Annotated in this window: 15 protein-coding genes and 1 tRNA gene; 9 read left to right on the top strand and 7 right to left on the bottom strand. The window is 41.9% G+C overall.

Annotated elements, in window-relative coordinates; translation table 11 throughout:
• Window positions 1–296 precede the first annotated feature (296 nt).
• The 5 genes from M1L62_RS24460 to M1L62_RS24440 form a co-directional block, all read right to left on the bottom strand.
• Window positions 297–539, bottom strand: a complete 243-nt coding sequence (locus M1L62_RS24460; RefSeq protein WP_254562275.1) for a tyrosine-type recombinase/integrase — start codon at window positions 537–539, stop codon at window positions 297–299.
• A gap of 457 nt (window positions 540–996) precedes the next feature.
• Window positions 997–1,083 (bottom strand) — tRNA-Ser (locus M1L62_RS24455).
• A gap of 145 nt (window positions 1,084–1,228) precedes the next feature.
• Entirely contained in the window at window positions 1,229–2,338 is a 1,110-nt protein-coding gene (gene porV, locus M1L62_RS24450; RefSeq protein ID WP_254562274.1) for a type IX secretion system outer membrane channel protein PorV, read from the bottom strand.
• A 251-nt stretch (window positions 2,339–2,589) separates the two neighbouring features.
• Entirely contained in the window at window positions 2,590–2,925 is a 336-nt protein-coding gene (locus M1L62_RS24445; protein WP_254562273.1) for a YegP family protein, read from the bottom strand.
• A 53-nt stretch (window positions 2,926–2,978) separates the two neighbouring features.
• Window positions 2,979–3,839 (bottom strand): AraC family transcriptional regulator, encoded by an 861-nt coding sequence (locus tag M1L62_RS24440; protein WP_254562272.1) that lies wholly within the window; start codon window positions 3,837–3,839, stop codon window positions 2,979–2,981.
• Window positions 3,840–4,030: 191 nt separating this feature from the next.
• Between M1L62_RS24440 and M1L62_RS24435 the strand changes: the two genes are divergently transcribed.
• Window positions 4,031–4,912, top strand: a complete 882-nt coding sequence (locus M1L62_RS24435) for an SDR family oxidoreductase (RefSeq protein WP_254562271.1) — start codon at window positions 4,031–4,033, stop codon at window positions 4,910–4,912.
• 59 nt (window positions 4,913–4,971) lie between these two features.
• On the opposite strand, the gene M1L62_RS24430 is transcribed toward M1L62_RS24435, so the two are convergent.
• Entirely contained in the window at window positions 4,972–5,307 is a 336-nt protein-coding gene (locus tag M1L62_RS24430; RefSeq protein WP_254562270.1) for a winged helix-turn-helix transcriptional regulator, read from the bottom strand.
• A gap of 126 nt (window positions 5,308–5,433) precedes the next feature.
• Between M1L62_RS24430 and M1L62_RS24425 the strand changes: the two genes are divergently transcribed.
• From M1L62_RS24425 to M1L62_RS24410, 4 genes are all read left to right on the top strand, one after another.
• The gene (locus tag M1L62_RS24425; RefSeq protein ID WP_254562269.1) at window positions 5,434–6,378 is read left to right on the top strand and encodes an MBL fold metallo-hydrolase; all 945 of its coding nucleotides are present in this window, start codon (window positions 5,434–5,436) and stop codon (window positions 6,376–6,378) included.
• Window positions 6,379–6,715: 337 nt separating this feature from the next.
• Entirely contained in the window at window positions 6,716–7,654 is a 939-nt protein-coding gene (locus M1L62_RS29635; RefSeq protein WP_254562268.1) for an AraC family transcriptional regulator, read from the top strand.
• 174 nt (window positions 7,655–7,828) lie between these two features.
• On the top strand, window positions 7,829–8,182 hold the full coding sequence (locus tag M1L62_RS24415; protein ID WP_254562267.1) for a DoxX family protein: 354 nt from the start codon (window positions 7,829–7,831) through the stop codon (window positions 8,180–8,182).
• A 1-nt stretch (window position 8,183) separates the two neighbouring features.
• Window positions 8,184–8,606 carry a hypothetical protein gene (locus M1L62_RS24410; protein WP_254562266.1) on the top strand — a complete coding sequence of 141 codons (423 nt, stop codon included), beginning with the start codon at window positions 8,184–8,186 and terminating at the stop codon, window positions 8,604–8,606.
• A gap of 295 nt (window positions 8,607–8,901) precedes the next feature.
• Here M1L62_RS24410 and M1L62_RS24405 read toward each other — a convergent pair whose 3' ends face one another.
• On the bottom strand, window positions 8,902–9,432 hold the full coding sequence (locus tag M1L62_RS24405; protein WP_254562265.1) for a peroxiredoxin: 531 nt from the start codon (window positions 9,430–9,432) through the stop codon (window positions 8,902–8,904).
• Between the two features lie 386 nt (window positions 9,433–9,818).
• Here M1L62_RS24405 and M1L62_RS24400 point away from each other — a divergent pair, with 386 nt between their 5' ends.
• From M1L62_RS24400 to M1L62_RS24385, 4 genes are all read left to right on the top strand, one after another.
• On the top strand, window positions 9,819–10,802 hold the full coding sequence (locus M1L62_RS24400; protein ID WP_254562264.1) for a lipid A deacylase LpxR family protein: 984 nt from the start codon (window positions 9,819–9,821) through the stop codon (window positions 10,800–10,802).
• A 606-nt stretch (window positions 10,803–11,408) separates the two neighbouring features.
• Window positions 11,409–13,751, top strand: coding sequence for a GAF domain-containing protein (locus M1L62_RS24395; RefSeq protein WP_254562263.1), 2,343 nt, complete (start codon window positions 11,409–11,411; stop codon window positions 13,749–13,751).
• Between the two features lie 236 nt (window positions 13,752–13,987).
• Entirely contained in the window at window positions 13,988–15,112 is a 1,125-nt protein-coding gene (locus tag M1L62_RS24390; RefSeq protein WP_254562262.1) for an efflux RND transporter periplasmic adaptor subunit, read from the top strand.
• A 23-nt stretch (window positions 15,113–15,135) separates the two neighbouring features.
• Window positions 15,136–18,309: an efflux RND transporter permease subunit gene (locus M1L62_RS24385; RefSeq protein ID WP_254562261.1), complete on the top strand. Its 3,174-nt coding sequence runs from the start codon at window positions 15,136–15,138 to the stop codon at window positions 18,307–18,309.
• Window positions 18,310–18,314 lie beyond the last annotated feature (5 nt).

Genomic DNA, 18,314 nt, shown 5'->3' with positions numbered 1-18,314 from the left:
ACCTCAATGTAGGGAACGCCTACCAAAATTGGCAAACCTGCCAGTACACAAGACAATCGAATTTCTCAGCCTCCTATTATCTACCTGACAAAACCAAATTACCTCAGGCCATCGATTACCAGCCGGGATTGGTCGCCCCAACTTGAAAACATTATAGAGTTCATAAATAACGCCTTAAAAGCATTTTTACAAGAAAAAAAATGGTTTCGTTACTTCACTCAGATTACTGGAAAAGTAACGAAACTTATTAGTCCCTTTTTGTCAAATCCAACAAGACTCAGGAACCGGCCTAAAAACTACTTAATTATTGCGAGTCGATCCTTTAACTTACGCATATCCTTGCTCACCTTTTCCTCCGTTACCCTGGCATAGTGATGCGTCTGCTTTATTGTCGCGTGCCCGAGAATCCGAGAAACCGTTTCAATAGGAAGGTTATTGGATAGTGCAACCGTAGTCGCAAAGGTATGACGGGCAATATGGTAGGTTAGCTGTTTTTGTATTCCGCATAAATCAGCGATTTCTTTTAAGTAACTATTCATTTTTGATTACTTAACATCGGCAAGACTCTGTGAGAGCTCTGATAATTAGAATATTTTTATACTTATCCAAAATTTACAAAACCCTGAGAAGCAATGGAATACTGATTTCAGTATCCGTTTTTGACGATAAGAAAAAATCCACAATTCACCATCGACACCCGTGCCAATATTTGAGGACGTGAGCTGCCTGGCACCTGCATAAGCCAGTCCCGTGAAACAACTAAAAACAAAAATGTCGCGTACCAGAGATACACTATCGATCGAAAACACTTTACTTTCTACGGTCAGCAGTTCGGTTACATTAATTTAATCGCGTTTATTTTTCCAGAACAAAGACGCCACGGATGACGCGACTAAATTTTGGGTATTTATGCATGTCTTGACATATACACCACAACAAAAAAACCTGTAAATGATTAATTTACAGGTTTTTAATTATTTCTAATATTGCTATTTGCAGAGAGGAAGAGATTCGAACTCTCGATACGGTTACCCGCATACACACTTTCCAGGCGTGCTCCTTCAACCACTCGGACACCTCTCTATTGGTCAATGTGGGTGCAAAGATAGCTTTAAAGACTGTATAAGCAAATCAAATAACACTTTGTTAAACATTATTTTCACCAGGATATGATGCCCCGCTGATTATCATACCTTTAACATTTGCAACAATTGTGCCCCTGAAATAGCTAACTTCCTGCCTTGCCAAAATAAGCCGATAAAGAAATCCGGAATGTGTTGGAAAACGGATCTCCACGCTTTACCGGAAACAACCGGGCGAAATCAACGCCATAATTTTTTAACAATCGCAGGCCTGCTCCGGCTGTCACATATCGCCTGTCACCTTTGTTTTTATTTTCATTGTGATATCCAGCCCGTAAAGCCACCACCGACTTATACCAATATTCCGCACCGAGCGACAAAGCAATTTCCTGTATTTCTTCATTAAACCCATCAGGCGCGTCCGAAAACGACTCTAACATACCTTTGAGTACTGGCTTTGCATTTACATTAATCCCGTGCTTCGGTGTCGGTGTCAGGAGCTTTCCAGCATCCATCACAAAATTAAACCGGTTCTTCCCATCTGCACTATACGATAGCCCGCCGCCAATTTTCAGGGTTGTCGGAATAAAGCGATCTCCGTATGCAGGTCCATAATTAATTTTATTTCCAAAATTCGAAAGTACCGCTCCTAAAGACCATGTAAAATCTCCTGGCGAATTTTCATTTTTGATTTGCTTTCGGTAATAAGCACTTATATCGCCTGCCAGCATTCTTCCGGGTTTAACTTGCTGGCCATTCATTAAGACACCCGTTCCCACACCCGAAGAAATATATTTCAAGGTGACTCCCATAGAAAAATTCCTGCCTAACTGCCGGGCATATGTACCGTTTAACGCAATATCCGTATTGCTCGATTGCGTGTAAAGTCCATCAATGCCCATGTGCTTGAAATAATTGACCGAAGCGGCTACGGCCTGCCCCTTACCCAATTTCTTATAGGCGCTCGCGTATCCCAGCCACATATCATCCACAAGATTGCGGAGCCATGGTGTGTAGGAAACGGTCGCTCCAAAATCTCGTTCAGCATAAGGGAGCTTGGATGCATTCCAGTACGCCGCATTTACATCGGCACTCAGCGCCACGCCGGCCTCTCCCATCGCTGCGCTTCTCGCATCAGGGGCCGTCGTTAAAAATGGAATCGCGGAAGTCGGGACTCTTCGTAAGGTATCGGATTGTCCGAACAGATTAAAACTTGCCAGGGAAAGAGCAATACAGTAACGGAATGAACGTCTCATTGGAACAGGGTTTATGTTAGAGGTTTATTGTGATAAATCAAACGACTAAGTATTCTGCTGCCGGGTTATTAGTTACTTAAAGTTTATTTAAAACGTGGACATATGTTCCTTATTATCTGATTGAAATATTAATTTAAATCACCCTAATTAACAACTATTTGAGGTTTAAAGGAGCACAAATTTTTAGCTGACGCTACAAACTTGCAAGTCGTATAACGTCAGAATACTTTGTGTCCGTATGAAAAGAAAAATCAGGTCAGATCCTGAATTGTAGCCAACGGGGCGTCTGCTTGGATCAAACCGATCACCTGCTCCCTCGGTCCTATTGAAGTATAATTTTCACTTTTGGCAATCACATTTCCGGTGGAATCTTCGGCAAAAAAAGTGTAACTCAAATAACTGTCCTTTCGCTCAAAAGTGTTTTCGTCTGCCGCATTTGCAATGATGAATTTTATTCCGTCCAAGCAACTTTGCTTTGACGCAAAACCTTCACAGGAGAGAATAAGCTGAGAATTTCCCGTAGCCTTTAAGAGATAATAATACTGGTTTTTGTTGCTGCTTTTAAAGACCTGGAAAATCGCCATCATTGAAATTGGTAAGTATTTATCCAATAACCATATTTAAATGGTGGAATCAAAACTCAGGCGGATGGTGAGGAGTAATACTTCCCTTCTTTACTGACACAAAATTCCTTCCCAAGAATTTCCCTGACAAATTTTTGCGGCGTGGTGCCCAGATAAAGGTGAAAATCCTTAATCAAATGACTTTGATCGTGGTAGCCAAATTCGTCGATAAGGCCATACCAGTCTACTTCGCTACTTTCCTGGCTCAGGATGTTATTGATCACCTTTTTGAACCGTAAAAAACGGAGCAGTTCTTTCGGGGAATAACCCAGATATTTTTTAAATCGAAGCTGAATCGTCCGTTCCGACAACGCTGAATCCATAGCAATAGCGCGGACAGGCTGGATCGATGGATTTTCAAAATAACTAATTCCATTCAGTAATGGCGCGGAAGCTTGATCAGCATCCTGAATAAAAGCCTGTCCATATTCCTTGAGTAAAAGAATCCTTTCATCCAGCGTTTCCAGTTTTTGAAGTGATTCCCATAGCGCATGAAAACCTGTAACGCCCAATAAGGCGTCCGGATCCACAAGTTCATCTCCGCTGATCGCATCCATCGGCCATTGAAACAAACGGTAAAATCCATACGTGTTAAAAACCACCGCTATCACATCAGTAGCCGGTAAAACTTCGTAGTTAAACATTTTCCGAAGCGGGCCAACCACAGAAACTGTTTTTATTTCCAATCCATCAAAGCCATTATCAGCAAAAGAAACACGGACAGGCTTTCCAAAATTAAAAACCAGCATCATTTCCAGATTGGGGGATAAATGCTGTATCATTTTTTCAAAATCAGCAGTCGTTTGAATGCAGTACAAGTGCCTGACTACCTCATTGAGCGGCGCTTCTACCTCCACATGTTCCCCGACTGGCTTCATAAAATCTTTGTTTTGATTTAAATATAACAGATTCGGACAAATCTTTCAGCAGATACCTATCTCGAAAACATAAGAGCGACTCCTGACAACACCGATACTCATAGCCGCTTTCGTTTTCTTACAATTTCAGGAATTCCGCCGCTTGTACATTTGTCAAAGAAATCAAATAATCAACATAAAAGTCGCTGAAAATGTCACAAATCCAAACACCTCAAATCCTGATCACCGGCGCTACCGGAAATATCGGCAAGGAACTGACAAAATATTTATCAAATAAAGGCATACCCTTTCGCGCCATGGTCCGTTCCGTAAAAGACGCAAAGGAGCTCACCAGTTTTGCGGAAGCCGAAATTGTAGAGGGAGACTTTAACGATGCCGAATCGCTAAAAAAAGCACTTCACGGAATAGATAAGGCATTTTTACTGACCAATTCCTCTGAGTTCGCCGAACAGCAGCAAAGTACATTTGTCAAAGTAGCAGCGCATACAGGTTTAAAACACATCGTCAAACTTTCGCAGTGGGCGGCAGCTGTCGACTCGCCAGTTCGCTTTCTCCGTTATCATGCGGTCGTTGAAAATCTGATCAGGGCATCGGGAATTTCTTATACTTTCTTACGTCCAAATTTATTCATGCAGGGACTGCTGGGATTCCGTGAAACAATCATCCATAAAGGGCAGTTTTATGGAGCCGTTGGTGATGCTAAAATCAGCCTGATCGACATACGTGATATTGCAGCAACAGCCGGCGAGGCTTTGACTCAGCCAGGACATGAAGGAAAAATATATAACCTGACAGGGCCCGAATCTCTTACGCATCAGCAAATTGCCGAAAAACTTTCAGCCGCAACAAATCGTCCCATTCAGTTTATTGATATCACGCCAGAGATACTTCTGGACACACTTTTAGATGTAGGATTTCCGAAATGGCAGGCAGAGGGACTTGTTGAAGATTATGCCCATTATAAATTGAGAGAAGCATCGGAAGTTCACCCCGGCGTGACAGACGTCACAGGGAAAACACCCATAAGTTTCGACAACTTTGCAAGAGATCACGCATTTCTATTTTCAGCATAACAGTCAGAAACAATTAAAAAGGCAACTCCAAGTGGGTTGTCTTTTATTCCCCAAAGCGTTTACCCCTCTTCCACAGTTGGATTATGTTTCAAATTCCATTTGGTCATCATATTTAAAATAGGTAAAAGTTCCAGCCCCTTTGGCGTAAGCGAATATTCTACGCGAGGCGGCAATTCCTTAAAAGCCTGACGGGCAACGATGCCGTCTTCTTCCAGCTCAACGAGTTGCTGCGTTAATACTTTTCTTGAAATCAGCCCCATTTTGGCATGTATCATTCCAAAACGTACACTCTTTTTACCAAGCGTATAAATGATAATTGGTTTCCATTTGCTACCAAGTGTAGCCATTGTTCTGGTCATCGGACAATTGCTGCACAAAAAAACGTCTGTATTCATAATCGTTACTTTAAGGTTACCACAATCTTTTCACCTGAACTACAAAGATAAGCCGCAAACAGTAACTTTGTGAAACTATCGATAGTTTCTTTTATTCTATTTAAGGCAAATTTTACTTCTACGAAAATGAAAAGGTTTTTCAAATATCCGATAATTTTTATATTCCTGAACATCCTGAGTTCCAATGCACAAGTCATTAACAATCAGTCTGGATATTACAGATTTCAGGTTGGCGCATTTGAGGTAACGGCATTGAGCGACGGAACAGTTCCTGTGGATGCGCATCAGCTTTTACATCCGGAAGATCCGGCCAGAATTGACAAATTACTGGCGGAGGCTTTCATTGAAAGTCCGGCCGAAACTTCCATCAATGCCTACTTAATCAAATCAGGATCCAGACTTATTTTAGTGGACACGGGTGCCGGTGAATTATTCGGAGCTGACCATGGGGGAGCACTGACATCCAGCCTCAAAGCGGCGGGTTATCTGCCTGAACAAATTACCGATATACTTTTGACACACATTCATGTGGACCATTCCGGTGGCTTAACTGTGAAAAATAAACAGGTTTTTCCAAATGCTACTATCCACGTTAATAAAAAGGAGCTGGATTTCTGGTCGGGACAAGAGAAAACGACAGCCACACCGGGTGCGACGGTTAACAAACCAGCTTTTGCTGTTTTAAAACCATACATTAACCAGGAAAAAGTAAGAACGTTTTCCGGAAATGTGGAGCTGTTTCCGGGTGTAAGTACACTTGAATATTTTGGCCACACACCCGGACATACGGTTTATGTGCTGGAAAGCGGGAAAGACAAATTGCTTTTCTGGGGTGACCTCATTCATATCGCCGCCGTTCAGTTAAGCGGACCGGAAATTTCAAACGACTATGATACAGATAAACAAAAAGCCGCCATACAACGCCAGAAAGCCTATGCGGATGCTGCAAAATCGGGATACCTGATAGCGGCTGACCATATTTCATTTCCTGGAATTGGCAGAATCAAGGCCAAAGGAAATGTTTTTGAGTTTGTCGCCGTACCTTATAGTGTACTTGGACGAAACAAATAACTCTCCTTCAATAAACAGGAGACTCCTACGGAGTCGGCGTTACAACCGCTGCGTATTTTGTTATAAACAGGTAGCCATGTTATGGCTGGGATTACCTTCTTCGTTCCGGCCCATATCATTTAGTGTACGGATTTTGTGATGTAATACGGCTCCCATAGGAGCACCCTGTGTATAGCAACCATGCCGAAATCACCTGCCCCGACTCCGTAGGAGTCTCCTGTCTTTCTGATCAAACTTAAATCCATGCGATACGCATCCATTATTTACATATTTTTGTAAAAATGGTATCCAAAAATACTGTTTCCTGAAAATTGAAAAATCCGCTAAACCCGAAACAGTGAAACCAGAAGAAAAAATAATATTTTACGAAACTTTACAGGATTCTTACAAGGCGTTCGGGCTACCCGTAGCGCCGATTGATGCCACCGGAGACTTCAACATCCATAATCTGGTTGACATCCATAAAGACCTGCCTTACAAATCACTGGCGTTTCGTGCCAATTATTTTTCTTTCGTATTTGTCAAAGACGGCGTCGGAAGTTATACCACCGACGATCAGGTTTTCCCGACGGAACCCGGAACCATTTACTTCACCAATCCGGGACATATCAAGGCCTTCGAACATTTCAAAATTAACGACGTTTGCATCATTACTTTAAGCGAATCTTTTTTGAAGGAAAACGTCCATCCCGATATCTTCGATGAATTCCCTTTCCTGCTTGCCGAAACGGTTCCCCCCAGAACTTTAAATCCGGAAGCCTTTGCCGAATTTGAGACACTTTACAAACAAATCCTTAAAGAATCCCGCGCAAATTCCCGTTACAAATACAAGATCATCGGCAACCTCTTTGTAGTTTTACTGTTGAAGATCAAAGAATATTTCTGGAATGAGTACAATCCGATTTATGAGGGAAACCGGAGTTCTCAAATTGTAAAAACCTTCAAAAGAACGCTGGAAAAACATTATCGTGACCTCGCAGACGGAAAGGCGACTGCCCTTTATCAGGCTCAGGATTATGCCCGGGAGCAAAGTCTGCACCCCAATTATCTGAGTAATGTCATTAAAAGTAAAACGGGTAAGTCTATCAGCACATGGATCACCGATAAAACGATTGCCGAAGCAAAATCACTTTTGAAAAACTCTTCCAATTCAATCAGCCAGATTGCCTATCAGCTGGGTTTTGCTGAATCGACCAATTTCAGTAATTATTTCAAAAAACATACCAATCTTTCTCCGGCATTATACCGCAAACAGCATATCAATCAGGAATCTTAGATATTCATATGTAGTACTTTGAAATCTGTATTTTTCCGGGAGGTTCATGTACCACCTTTGTCATATCAATTTAAAACAAAGAAACATGAACACATTACAGAACAGCGTCACGCTTATTGCGGGATCGGCGGAGTATTTAAAAAACCAACTTATTTCACCTAAATACCTATGAGCATGACACTTAAGATAATAAACTCCCTGTTTATCCTTGTCGCTGTCTTCATGGGACTGAAACAAGGCTGGGCGATGTTAACCGGAAAACCGGAAATGCTCGCACTGTTTGGCAAATGGAATTTCGACAAAACCAGCCTCATGATCAACGGGGCGATGACTATTCTCAGCGCACTGCTGATTTTACATCCTAAAACTTTTCTATGGGGAAATTTTTTAATGGCCGTATTAATTCTATTGATCATCTGCTTTCACCTGTTGGAGCAGGATCTCAAAGGTGTAGTTATTGAACTCCCATTTCTCCTGATGAATCTGATTATTATTTACATGCAGCATCCGCTCGCAAAAACCAATTAAAATGAAGTCATTAATTTCCATAACAATATGTTACCTGTTGATTTCCAATAACATTTACGGACAAGCAGATATAAAACACAATCCGAAAAAACTTATTATCATGAATACTGACAAACTCACCAATCCCGTCGTAAGAAAAGCCATCGAAGCATTACAGTCCGGTGATAAAAATAGCTGGTTTGCTTTGTTTAACGATAAAGCAGAACTTTATGACGACGGAAATAAAATGAACTTCCGCAGCTTTTTTGAAAAGGCGTTGGGCCACGAACGGTTTACCAGCATTGATAAAATCGAGAATAACGGCCGTGATCTCTACGGAAAATTCCACAGCGACCAGTGGGGAGATTTCAAAACTTATTTCAAATTTCGTATAGATCAGAACGATAAAATCACGCGGCTGGATATTGGGCAGGCCCATTACTAAAAATGACATTAATTTGCCGGGCGGGCGTTAAAAATAAGACCTGCTTCGAAGTCAAAGCAGGTCTTATGTATTACACTCAACGTTTTTATATTACCAACCCGAGGGATCGGGATTAGAAATTGTTTATATATCAATTCATAATTGCATATAACAATTCCCAAAATTAATAAGGCAAAACCAGAACGATGTTAGAATGTTTTCGATTTTACTGTAATATGTTTTCTACAAACAAAAGGAAACACAAACCCATTTTCGACTTAGTTCTACACTAACAACAACCTTTACTTATTGAGATTCATTGCTTTAAAGATGCCAAAGCCTGCTGAGCATGTTCGCTTCCATCCAGAAAGCCCCGAAAATTAAAAACGACATTACCCGAAAGATCAATAACAAAAGTTTCTCTCCCCGTCAAAAACAATACATTCTTGATACCAAAAGCCTTTAAAACTTTATTTCCGGGATCACTTAGTAGCGTGAACGGTAAATGATGGTGATCCTGAAATGCCTTATGACTTTGAACCGAACCAGAATTAATCCCGACAACAACCGCACCGGCATCCTCAAAAGCCGTAAAACTGTCGCGAAAAGCACAAGCCTCTTTGGTACAAATCCCGCTTTCATCTTCCGGGTAAAAGTAGACGATCATCTTTTTCTTGCCAATGTAATCTGCACTTGAAAAGGAATTTCCATTCTGATCCAGCAGTGTAAAAGCAGGGACCTTATCCCCTACTTTGATGCCATTTTTATCCGACGACTCCGCATCGCTGCACCCGGTTGAAAAAATACCGCTCAGTAAAGTCAGCAGCATTACTAATGTCTTTTTCATGTCTATTCAATTTTGGTTAAACCTTATTTTTAATGATCCAAAACTCGGCAGAACCGCGGCCAATAAATTTCACCTATGTTAAAATCATTCTTAGATTTTTTTCTAGCGCTTCAAATTGAAAAACTCTTCGAAACTAATTTACACTCCGGCTCTCCCACATCAACTTATTTATAATCAACATGCTGACTTATTGATTAACCCGAAATTCCTTTTTCAAATCATAAATTTTCGCTATTTTTAGTAGTATATTTTTATTGGTGAATACTGACGAAAACATCCTGAGATTAATACAAAAACACCGTTAGTCACGGCATCCGATTCCTGTAAATAATTATTTCAATCAACCAGCGCTCTGAACTTATGTAACAACTTTTAACCTTCCGGCTATGAAAAAAAATCTACTCACCCTGATTTTTTCATTCCTGCTGACGCTCACAAATGCAGATTGGACAATGGCGCAGACCTCTACGCCAACCAGACTTTTCCGGTTTTACGAGGACAACGATTTTTTGAATATTCGTGGCGACGGAACCGACAAAGCCTACACCAACGGCGTGCGTCTTGATTTTTTCTATCAACGCAAAAAAACTTCCCGGCTTATTGACTATTACATGCCCAAAGCCGGTGATGAAAGCATTGATATTTACGGATGGTCGGTAATGCAAATGATGGTGACACCCGATAATCTGGCCGAGCCACAATACCAGTCCGATGACTATGCTTATTCCGGAGCACTGTTTCTGACCCACTCGCGCTATTCGTACAATAAGGCAAAAAAGTACAGTTTGCAAACCGAAATGCTTGCAGGTGTACGCGGACCTGCATCTTTCGCGCGGCAAACCCAGGTGTGGATCCATCGCGTAATCAATGACGAAAAACCGATGGGCTGGCAGAATCAATTCAACACAAAGGTTTTGCTGAACATCAATTTTACCGCCGAAAAACAATTGGCAGGTATAAAAAACTTCGCTGAAATTATTGGTGGCGCGCAAGTATCAGCCGGAACCTTGATCAATGCCATTACGATTTACCCGCTGCTCCGAACCGGTAAAATGAATCCATATTTCGATGGTTTTATGAGTCAGTACAATGCCAAATTTCAGTTCTACTTTTTTATTAAACCGAAGCTGACATTTCTCGCGAATAACGCGCTGATGCACGGAGATATTCCGGGAGCAACACTACCCGAAACCACGGACCCGGCGCTTTCATGTCCCGGGATCAATCATTTTCTGGGAGAAATGGATTTCGGAACCGTAATCACAATAGGTAATTTCAGCGTTTCTTACACGCAAAAACCATCAACTGCATACAACAAAGGTTTGTACAGCCATAACGTCGGCAATATCTCCCTATATTTCAGCTGGTAATTGCATAAACCAAAACTTAGTATTTATAATAGAAAAAATTATACATTTTAAATCATAAATATTAAAAACGTATATACATTATCGATAGTAAACAAACATGAAACTATCGGTCACATATTTCGTTTAAATATTTCCAGACCCTGAATTAATTTTGATAATTTTATTAATTATTTAACTATTTAAAGAAAAATAGCAAAAATTCAAGATTATTCTCCACATCTGGAACGATCATTCAATAATATCGCTTATATACTTAATACGGGTCAGAAAAGGTTTTCCGAAGCAGACAGGAAAAGCAGCTTATCAAAATCCGTAAATAGAAAGCAAAATAAATTGATCAGGTGTCATAGTTATCATAACCGAAAATTTTTAACAAGAAAAATTGCCGGTTGGCATCTTTAAAAGTTAACAACAGATTAAAAATTAACAACAAATTCACAACCCATTAACAAACCAAATATTGACATTAACTATACCCGACAAGATGAAAAACGAAAGCCACTTATTTAATGAATCCGCTGGCATCGCCTATGCGGAATTTTTAATCACTCCGGTTAAAATTTAGGTAAAAGGGAAATGTACTTGGCTAAATCAAATATCGACCCAATGTCCTTAAAAGGAGCTCTTGAAATCAAAAACAATGATTTCAAACCTTCCGTTATGGATTCCACACTGTCGTTCAAGCCTTTCGTGACACATTTGAAAAACATGCTTAAAGATGAACCGGCTGTTAAATCAGAATTCTACCGGTTTGTCATTGAGAAGTTTGAAAATGAAATGAGAGGTAACGGATCGGCAGTACTGGTGAAGGATTCGGTTAGATACAAAGAATTGATGGAGCTTGTTTACATGATCCTGACACCGCTTGCCACCAATGAAAAGGAACATTTCTGGGCATTAAGCACGCCAATTCCGGATAAGATATTTTTCAGTACCGATGGATTCTATCAGTTTTTTTCCGCGCAGACCACAGATGGACAGACGCTCAATCTCAGTCCGGTGCAGGATTATAAAAAACAGCAGATCCAGTTTATGTACCGGCTCATTCTCGAACGGTTGTACAATATTCCGTCGCTGATCAAAAACGAGATTTTATACCAGTACACGGATGCGGTAACCAATCTTCCGAAGTTTTATAATATCAATACGGATACCCGTTTTATTGACATTCAGCTTAAAGGAAAGCTTCCGGCACTGGATTATAAAACAATTGAACCATATCTTCAGGAGGGTGCGGATACAACGGCTCTTGAAAATATACTGCCGCTAAACCGTTTTCGCTTTGAAGGATTTTCGGTGATAACGCTGCTTGATATAACCATTGAAAGAGCGACAGAAATCATCAAAGAAGCATTGGTAAATCATTCCTACGAAACGGAAGGGAATGACGCGATTATTCAGGCACTTAAAACCTTGGCAGGAGACGACTCGATTGATTTCGGGCTGATTCCTTCCTACCAGATTAACGGAAAATACGTTTTTGCCGGCGCGGAATGTTCTCAGAGTATGATCATCGAAGCGGTAAAAAAGTTTGGCCTGACAGAAGATGCTTTTAATACGCTTGTGAACCAGTATTACACCAACCCGCAAACGGTTGTGTACAACAATATTTCTGACGGACATCTTTCGGATAAGCCGCTGGGGAAACTTTTGGATACCGAAGGTATTTCCTCCTACGCGCTGGTTCCTGTTTTTTATAACAAAAAAATGGCCGGTATTCTGGAAGTATTTTCGAAACATGGCGTATCGCTTGACGATGCCCTGTTTTCAAGACTTCAGACAGCGTTGCCGTTGATCGCCCAATTACTTAAATACAGCACGGATGAATTCAATGCAAAAATCGATACCATAATACGGGATAAGTTTACGCCGTTGCAGCCATCGGTTCAGTGGAAATTCAACGAGGCTGCCTGGAATTATCTGGAAAAAAGCACGCACCATGAAGCTGGGGCAGAAATAGAAACGGTGACTTTTGAAAAAGTACATCCGCTGTATGGCGCGATCGACATCCGTAATTCGACTTTTGAAAGAAACAAAGCCGTAAGAGAGGACATCAGAAAGCAGCTCGCACTGCTCACCGAAACTTTCCAGTCGATCAAAAGAGTGATTGAACTTGAAACAACAGAAACCTTCGTTTGTGCATGCAGCCGATGGGCAGATGAGATCAACGGATACCTGACCTCGGAAGATGAGCTGGCGTTAAATCGTTTTCTGGCTGCGGAAGTTAATCCGTTTTTGCTTCGTATCAGAGAAGAATATCAGGTGACGAAAGAAGTGGTCGACTTTTACTTTGCTGCCCTTTCGGAATCAACCGGATTGGCCTATGAGAACAGAAGAAAGCTGGAATCTTCGCTACAACTGATCAATACGTCGGTGGCAGGTTATATTGAAAATGCGCAAAAGGCGTTGAAATCAGCATATCCCTTTTACTTCGAAAAGTTCAGAACGGATGGAATCGAGTATGACATGTACATCGGGCAGTCGATGGCACCAGACAAGCCTTTTGATAACATTTATCTGAAGAACCTTCGTTTGTGGCAGTTAATGTCGATGGCTGAGATAACCCGGCTTACAGAGAAACTGTTGCCACAGATGCAGCATCCGCTCAGAACCACACAGCTGATATTTATTCATTCAAATCCGATTAACATAAATTTCAGAAATGATGAAAGAAGATTTGATGTGGAAGGCGCCTACAATATCCGTTATGAAATTATCAAAAAACGGATCGACAAAGCCCTTGTCAGAGAAAGTGGCGAGCGTCTTACACAGCCCGGAAAAATAGCTTTGGTCTACTTCAATGACAGCGAAGCAGAAGAATATCAGGAGTATATCCATGATCTTCAGGAAATGGGATTACTTAACCATGACCTGGAATACCTTGAACTGGAAGAATTACAGGGAGTCGCCGGACTAAAAGCGCTCAGAATCGGTGTAAACTATCTGTAAAAGATCAGCTATCGCGTTGCATTACGAAAACAAAACAATCAATTAAAAACCCCATTTTCTGGCCGTAAGCTTACTTTTCACGGACCCAACCAGAGCTTTTAAAACTTTTTTTCAAGAAATCGAATAATTTTTGAACGATCGTTCTAAAATAAACATTATAGCTCTACCACCGCAAGAAAAGTAAGAACACCCAGGATTTGAAATTTTCATCTCTTAATTAAATTAATACCACCATCATGAGAAATCTAATTTTAGGCATCGCTGTCCTATTGTATGGATGTGCACAAAAACAGGAGGCTCCAACAACTCCTCCGCCACCAACGTTACCCGTAGTTGAAATTACATCAGGACAAGCTACAACGTATCAGGAATATCCTGCATCAATCGAAGGAAAAGTTAATCTGGAAATACGCCCCCAGGTAGATGGTTATCTTGACCAGGTGTTTGTTGACGAAGGAGCTTTCGTTAAAGCCGGACAGCCTCTTTTCAAAATCAACGATCTTCCTTACCGCGAACAACTGAACAACGCGAAAGCAAGCCTGAGTGCAGCGCAAGCTTCGATCGTTAATACACAGCTGGAAATCGACAAACTGACACCACTGGTAGCCAACAAGGTAATCGCTGATTTTCAGTTAAAAGCGGCCAAAGCAGCCAACAGCGTAGCAATTGCCAATGCAGAACAAGCGAAAGCCATGGTTGGATCAGCACAGATCAATGTTGGATATACAACCATTAAAGCTCCCGTAAACGGATATATCGGAAGACTGCCGAAGAAAAAAGGAAGCCTTGTCTCCCGCACTGATGTTGAAGCTTTAACCCAGCTTTCGGACGTACAGGAAGTGCACGTTTACTTCGCACTGGGTGAATCTGATTTTATCAAATTCAAAGCGCAATACGACGGTGCAACACTGAACGACAAACTTAAAAAGCTTGAACCCATATCACTTTTGCTTGCAGATCAGACTATTTATCCTAAACAAGGCAAGATCGATATGATCGACGGGCAGTTTGATAAAAACACAGGCGCCATTACTTTGAGAGCCACTTTTGCTAATGCACAGGGACTGCTTCGCTCGGGAAATACCGGAAAAGTGAGATTAAGCCTTCAGCATGATTCGGCTATCCTGGTACCACAGTCGGCTACGATTGAGCTGCAAGACAAGGTCTTCGTATATGCAGTAGCGGAAGGTAATAAAGTGAAAAAACTGCCCATAACCGTCATCGGAAAAAGCGGAAATAATTACCTGATAAAAGACGGCCTGAAAGCGGGCGACAGAATCGTTTTCACCGGACTGGATCTTTTGCAGGAGGGCGCTGTGATCACACCTGAAAAGGCAAAACCGGTGATCGCCCAAAACTAATAGTACACCTAAAATGAATCTTTATGTTTAAGAAATTCATAGACAGACCTGTTTTAGCCACCGTTATCTCCATCTTATTGGTGATACTCGGGGTGCTGGGACTAACCACATTACCTTTGCAGCAATTTCCGGACATTGCGCCGCCAGCTGTTCAGGTGATTGCCAACTACCCTGGTGCAAACGCAGAAACGGTATTGCGCTCCGTGGCACCATCACTGGAAGAATCCATAAATGGGGTTGAAAACATGAGCTACATGAGCTCAACGGCCAGCAATGACGGATCTCTGGTTATTACCGTTTATTTTAAACTAGGTACCGACCCTGACCAGGCGGCAGTGAACGTTCAAAACCGGGTATCGCAGGCCACAAGCCAGCTGCCAGCAGAGGTAGTTCAGGCCGGGGTTACCACGGCCAAACAGCAAAACAGTATGCTGATGGTAACAGCCCTTTATTCGGAAAACGCAACTTACGACCAGACTTTCCTGGCCAACTATGCGCAAATCAATATCATTCCTGAAATCAAAAGGATTAAAGGCGTTGGGCAGTCGACAATATTTGGTGGAAATAAAGATTATTCGATGCGCGTATGGCTAAAACCAAGTCAGCTGGCCACTTATAATCTTACACCGAACGAAGTGATTGCAGCCATTCGTGATAAAAACCTGGAAGCTGCACCCGGAAAATTCGGTGAAAACAGCCAGGAATCTTTTGAATATGTGATCAAGTATAAGGGCAAGCTGAGCAAACCGGAAGAATATGAAAATATTATCATCCGCTCGAATGCCGACGGTTCAATTTTGAGACTGAAAGATGTGGCAAAAATTGAGTTCGGTTCTTATACCTATGGAAACTTTACACGTATCGATGGGAAGCAGGGTGTGAACATAGCCACCATGCAGCTGGCCGGTTCTAATGCGAGTGAAATCCAGATTGCCATTCTGGATCTGATGAAAAAAGCCGAAAAGGATTTCCCAAAAGGCGTTAAATATGTAACTATATATAACACCAAAGATTCTCTGGATCAGTCGATCGAGCAAGTGCAACATACATTACTGGAAGCCTTTATCCTGGTTTTCATCGTGGTTTATCTTTTCCTTCAGGATTTCCGCTCAACACTTATTCCGGCGATTGCAGTACCGGTTGCTATTCTTGGAACATTCTTTTTCATGAACCTGTTTGGCTTCTCAATCAACCTGCTGACCCTCTTTGCTTTGGTATTAGCCATAGGAATTGTTGTCGATGATGCCATTGTCGTCGTCGAGGCCGTTCATTTAAAGATGGAGAAAAAAGGAATGTCACCAAAAGTCGCGACAACCTCAGCGATGAGTGAGATCACCGGTGCGATCATTTCGATCACCCTGATTATGTCTGCGGTATTTTTACCGGTTGGTTTCCTGGAAGGCTCTACGGGTGTATTTTACCGCCAGTTCGCATTCACGCTAGCGATCGCCATTGTAATCTCCGCCGTTAACGCGCTTACCCTAAGTCCGGCTTTGTGTGCGATTTTCCTGAAAGAACACAAACACGACAAAGACGGCGTTTACGTAAAGAAAAGCTTCAAGGAGAAATTCTTTGCCGGTTTTAACGCTTCATTTGACAAACTGACTGACCGATACGTAAACAGTCTGCGTTTCCTGATCCACCACAGATGGCTGAGTCTTGGAGCTCTGGCGCTCGTTACCATTATTACGGGCTATATGGTTTCCAAAACAAAAACAGGATTTATACCTTCTGAGGATCAGGGATTTATAGCCATATCGTTATCAATGCCCGTAGGCGCTTCGCTTGAACGTACAACGGAGGTTCTTCATAAAGCCGAAACAGTTTTGGGGACAATGGAATCACAAAGAGCGTTGGATGGACTTTCTGGATTTAATATCCTGACACAATCTTCAAGCCCTTCGTCAGCCGTTATGTTCGTAAATTTAAAACCCGCAGCAGAAAGAGGTGCAGTGAAGGATATCAATGCCATCATGAATGAAATCAGACAAAAGTTAGGAACCGTTAAGGGTGCCAATTTCTTTGTCTTCACCTTCCCTACCGTACCGGGTTTCAGTAATATTGACGGTTTGGATTTGGTCTTGCAGGATAGAAACGGAGGAAAACTCGATAAATTCAGCGGTGTAGCCAATGGTTTTATCGGAGAGCTGATGAAACGTCCTGAAATCGCCGTAGCATTTACAGCGTTCCGCGCAGATTATCCTCAACTTGAAATGGAAGTGGATGAAGTGAAAGCAGAGCAGCTAAGTGTGAATGTGAAGGATATTCTTCAAACCATGCAAGCCTATTTTGGTAGCGCACAGGCATCCGACTTCAACCGTTTTGGTAAATATTACCGCGTGATGGTTCAGGCTGACATTGCCGACCGTACCGACCCTTCGTCGATGGATGGTGTTCTGGTTAAAAATCGTTTGGGCGATATGGTGCCAATTAACACTTTGGTCAAACTAAATCGTGTATATGGTCCGGAAAATGCTTCGCGTTATAACCTGTTCAACTCCATTGGGATCAACGCCATTGCGAAACCAGGATTCAGCTCGGGGGATGCGATCAAAGCCGTGGAAGAAGTGGCAGCTAAAAATCTGCCATCAGGTTTCAAATATGAGTTCTCGGGGATAACTAAAGAAGAAATCTCATCAGGAGGACAATCTGCGGTTATTTTCGCTCTGTGTCTTGTGTTTGTATATTTCCTTCTTGCGGCGCAATATGAAAGTTATATTCTTCCATTCGCTGTTATTCTTTCAATCCCAACCGGAATATTCGGTGTGTTTGCCGCCATCGGATTGACAGGAATTGAAAACAATATTTACGTTCAGGTAGCGCTGATCATGTTGATCGGTCTGCTGGCAAAAAATGCGATCCTGATCGTGGAATATGCCGTACAGAGAAGAAAAGCGGGAAAGGCCTTGTTGCACGCTTCCCTTGAAGCCGCTAAACTTCGTCTCCGTCCGATCATCATGACTTCTCTTGCTTTCATTGTCGGGCTTGTTCCTATGATGACCGCAACCGGGCCTTCCGCACAGGGAAATCACTCGATCAGTATCGGTGCCGCGGGTGGTATGATTACCGGAGTTATCCTTGGTTTGTTCATTATTCCTGTATTGTTTATAGTGTTCCAATATCTTCAGGAACTGGTTACAGGAAAACCTGTTGCCGTTGTCAAACACGAACAAGTGGAGTTGGCAGAGGCCATTTAAAGTTA

Origin of the sequence: Dyadobacter diqingensis, from assembly GCF_024220585.1 — a bacterium.
Taxonomy (GTDB): Bacteria; Bacteroidota; Bacteroidia; order Cytophagales; family Spirosomataceae; genus Dyadobacter; species Dyadobacter diqingensis.
Note: the sequence above shows the minus strand (reverse complement) of the source record. Positions and strands in the feature narration are given on the sequence as shown.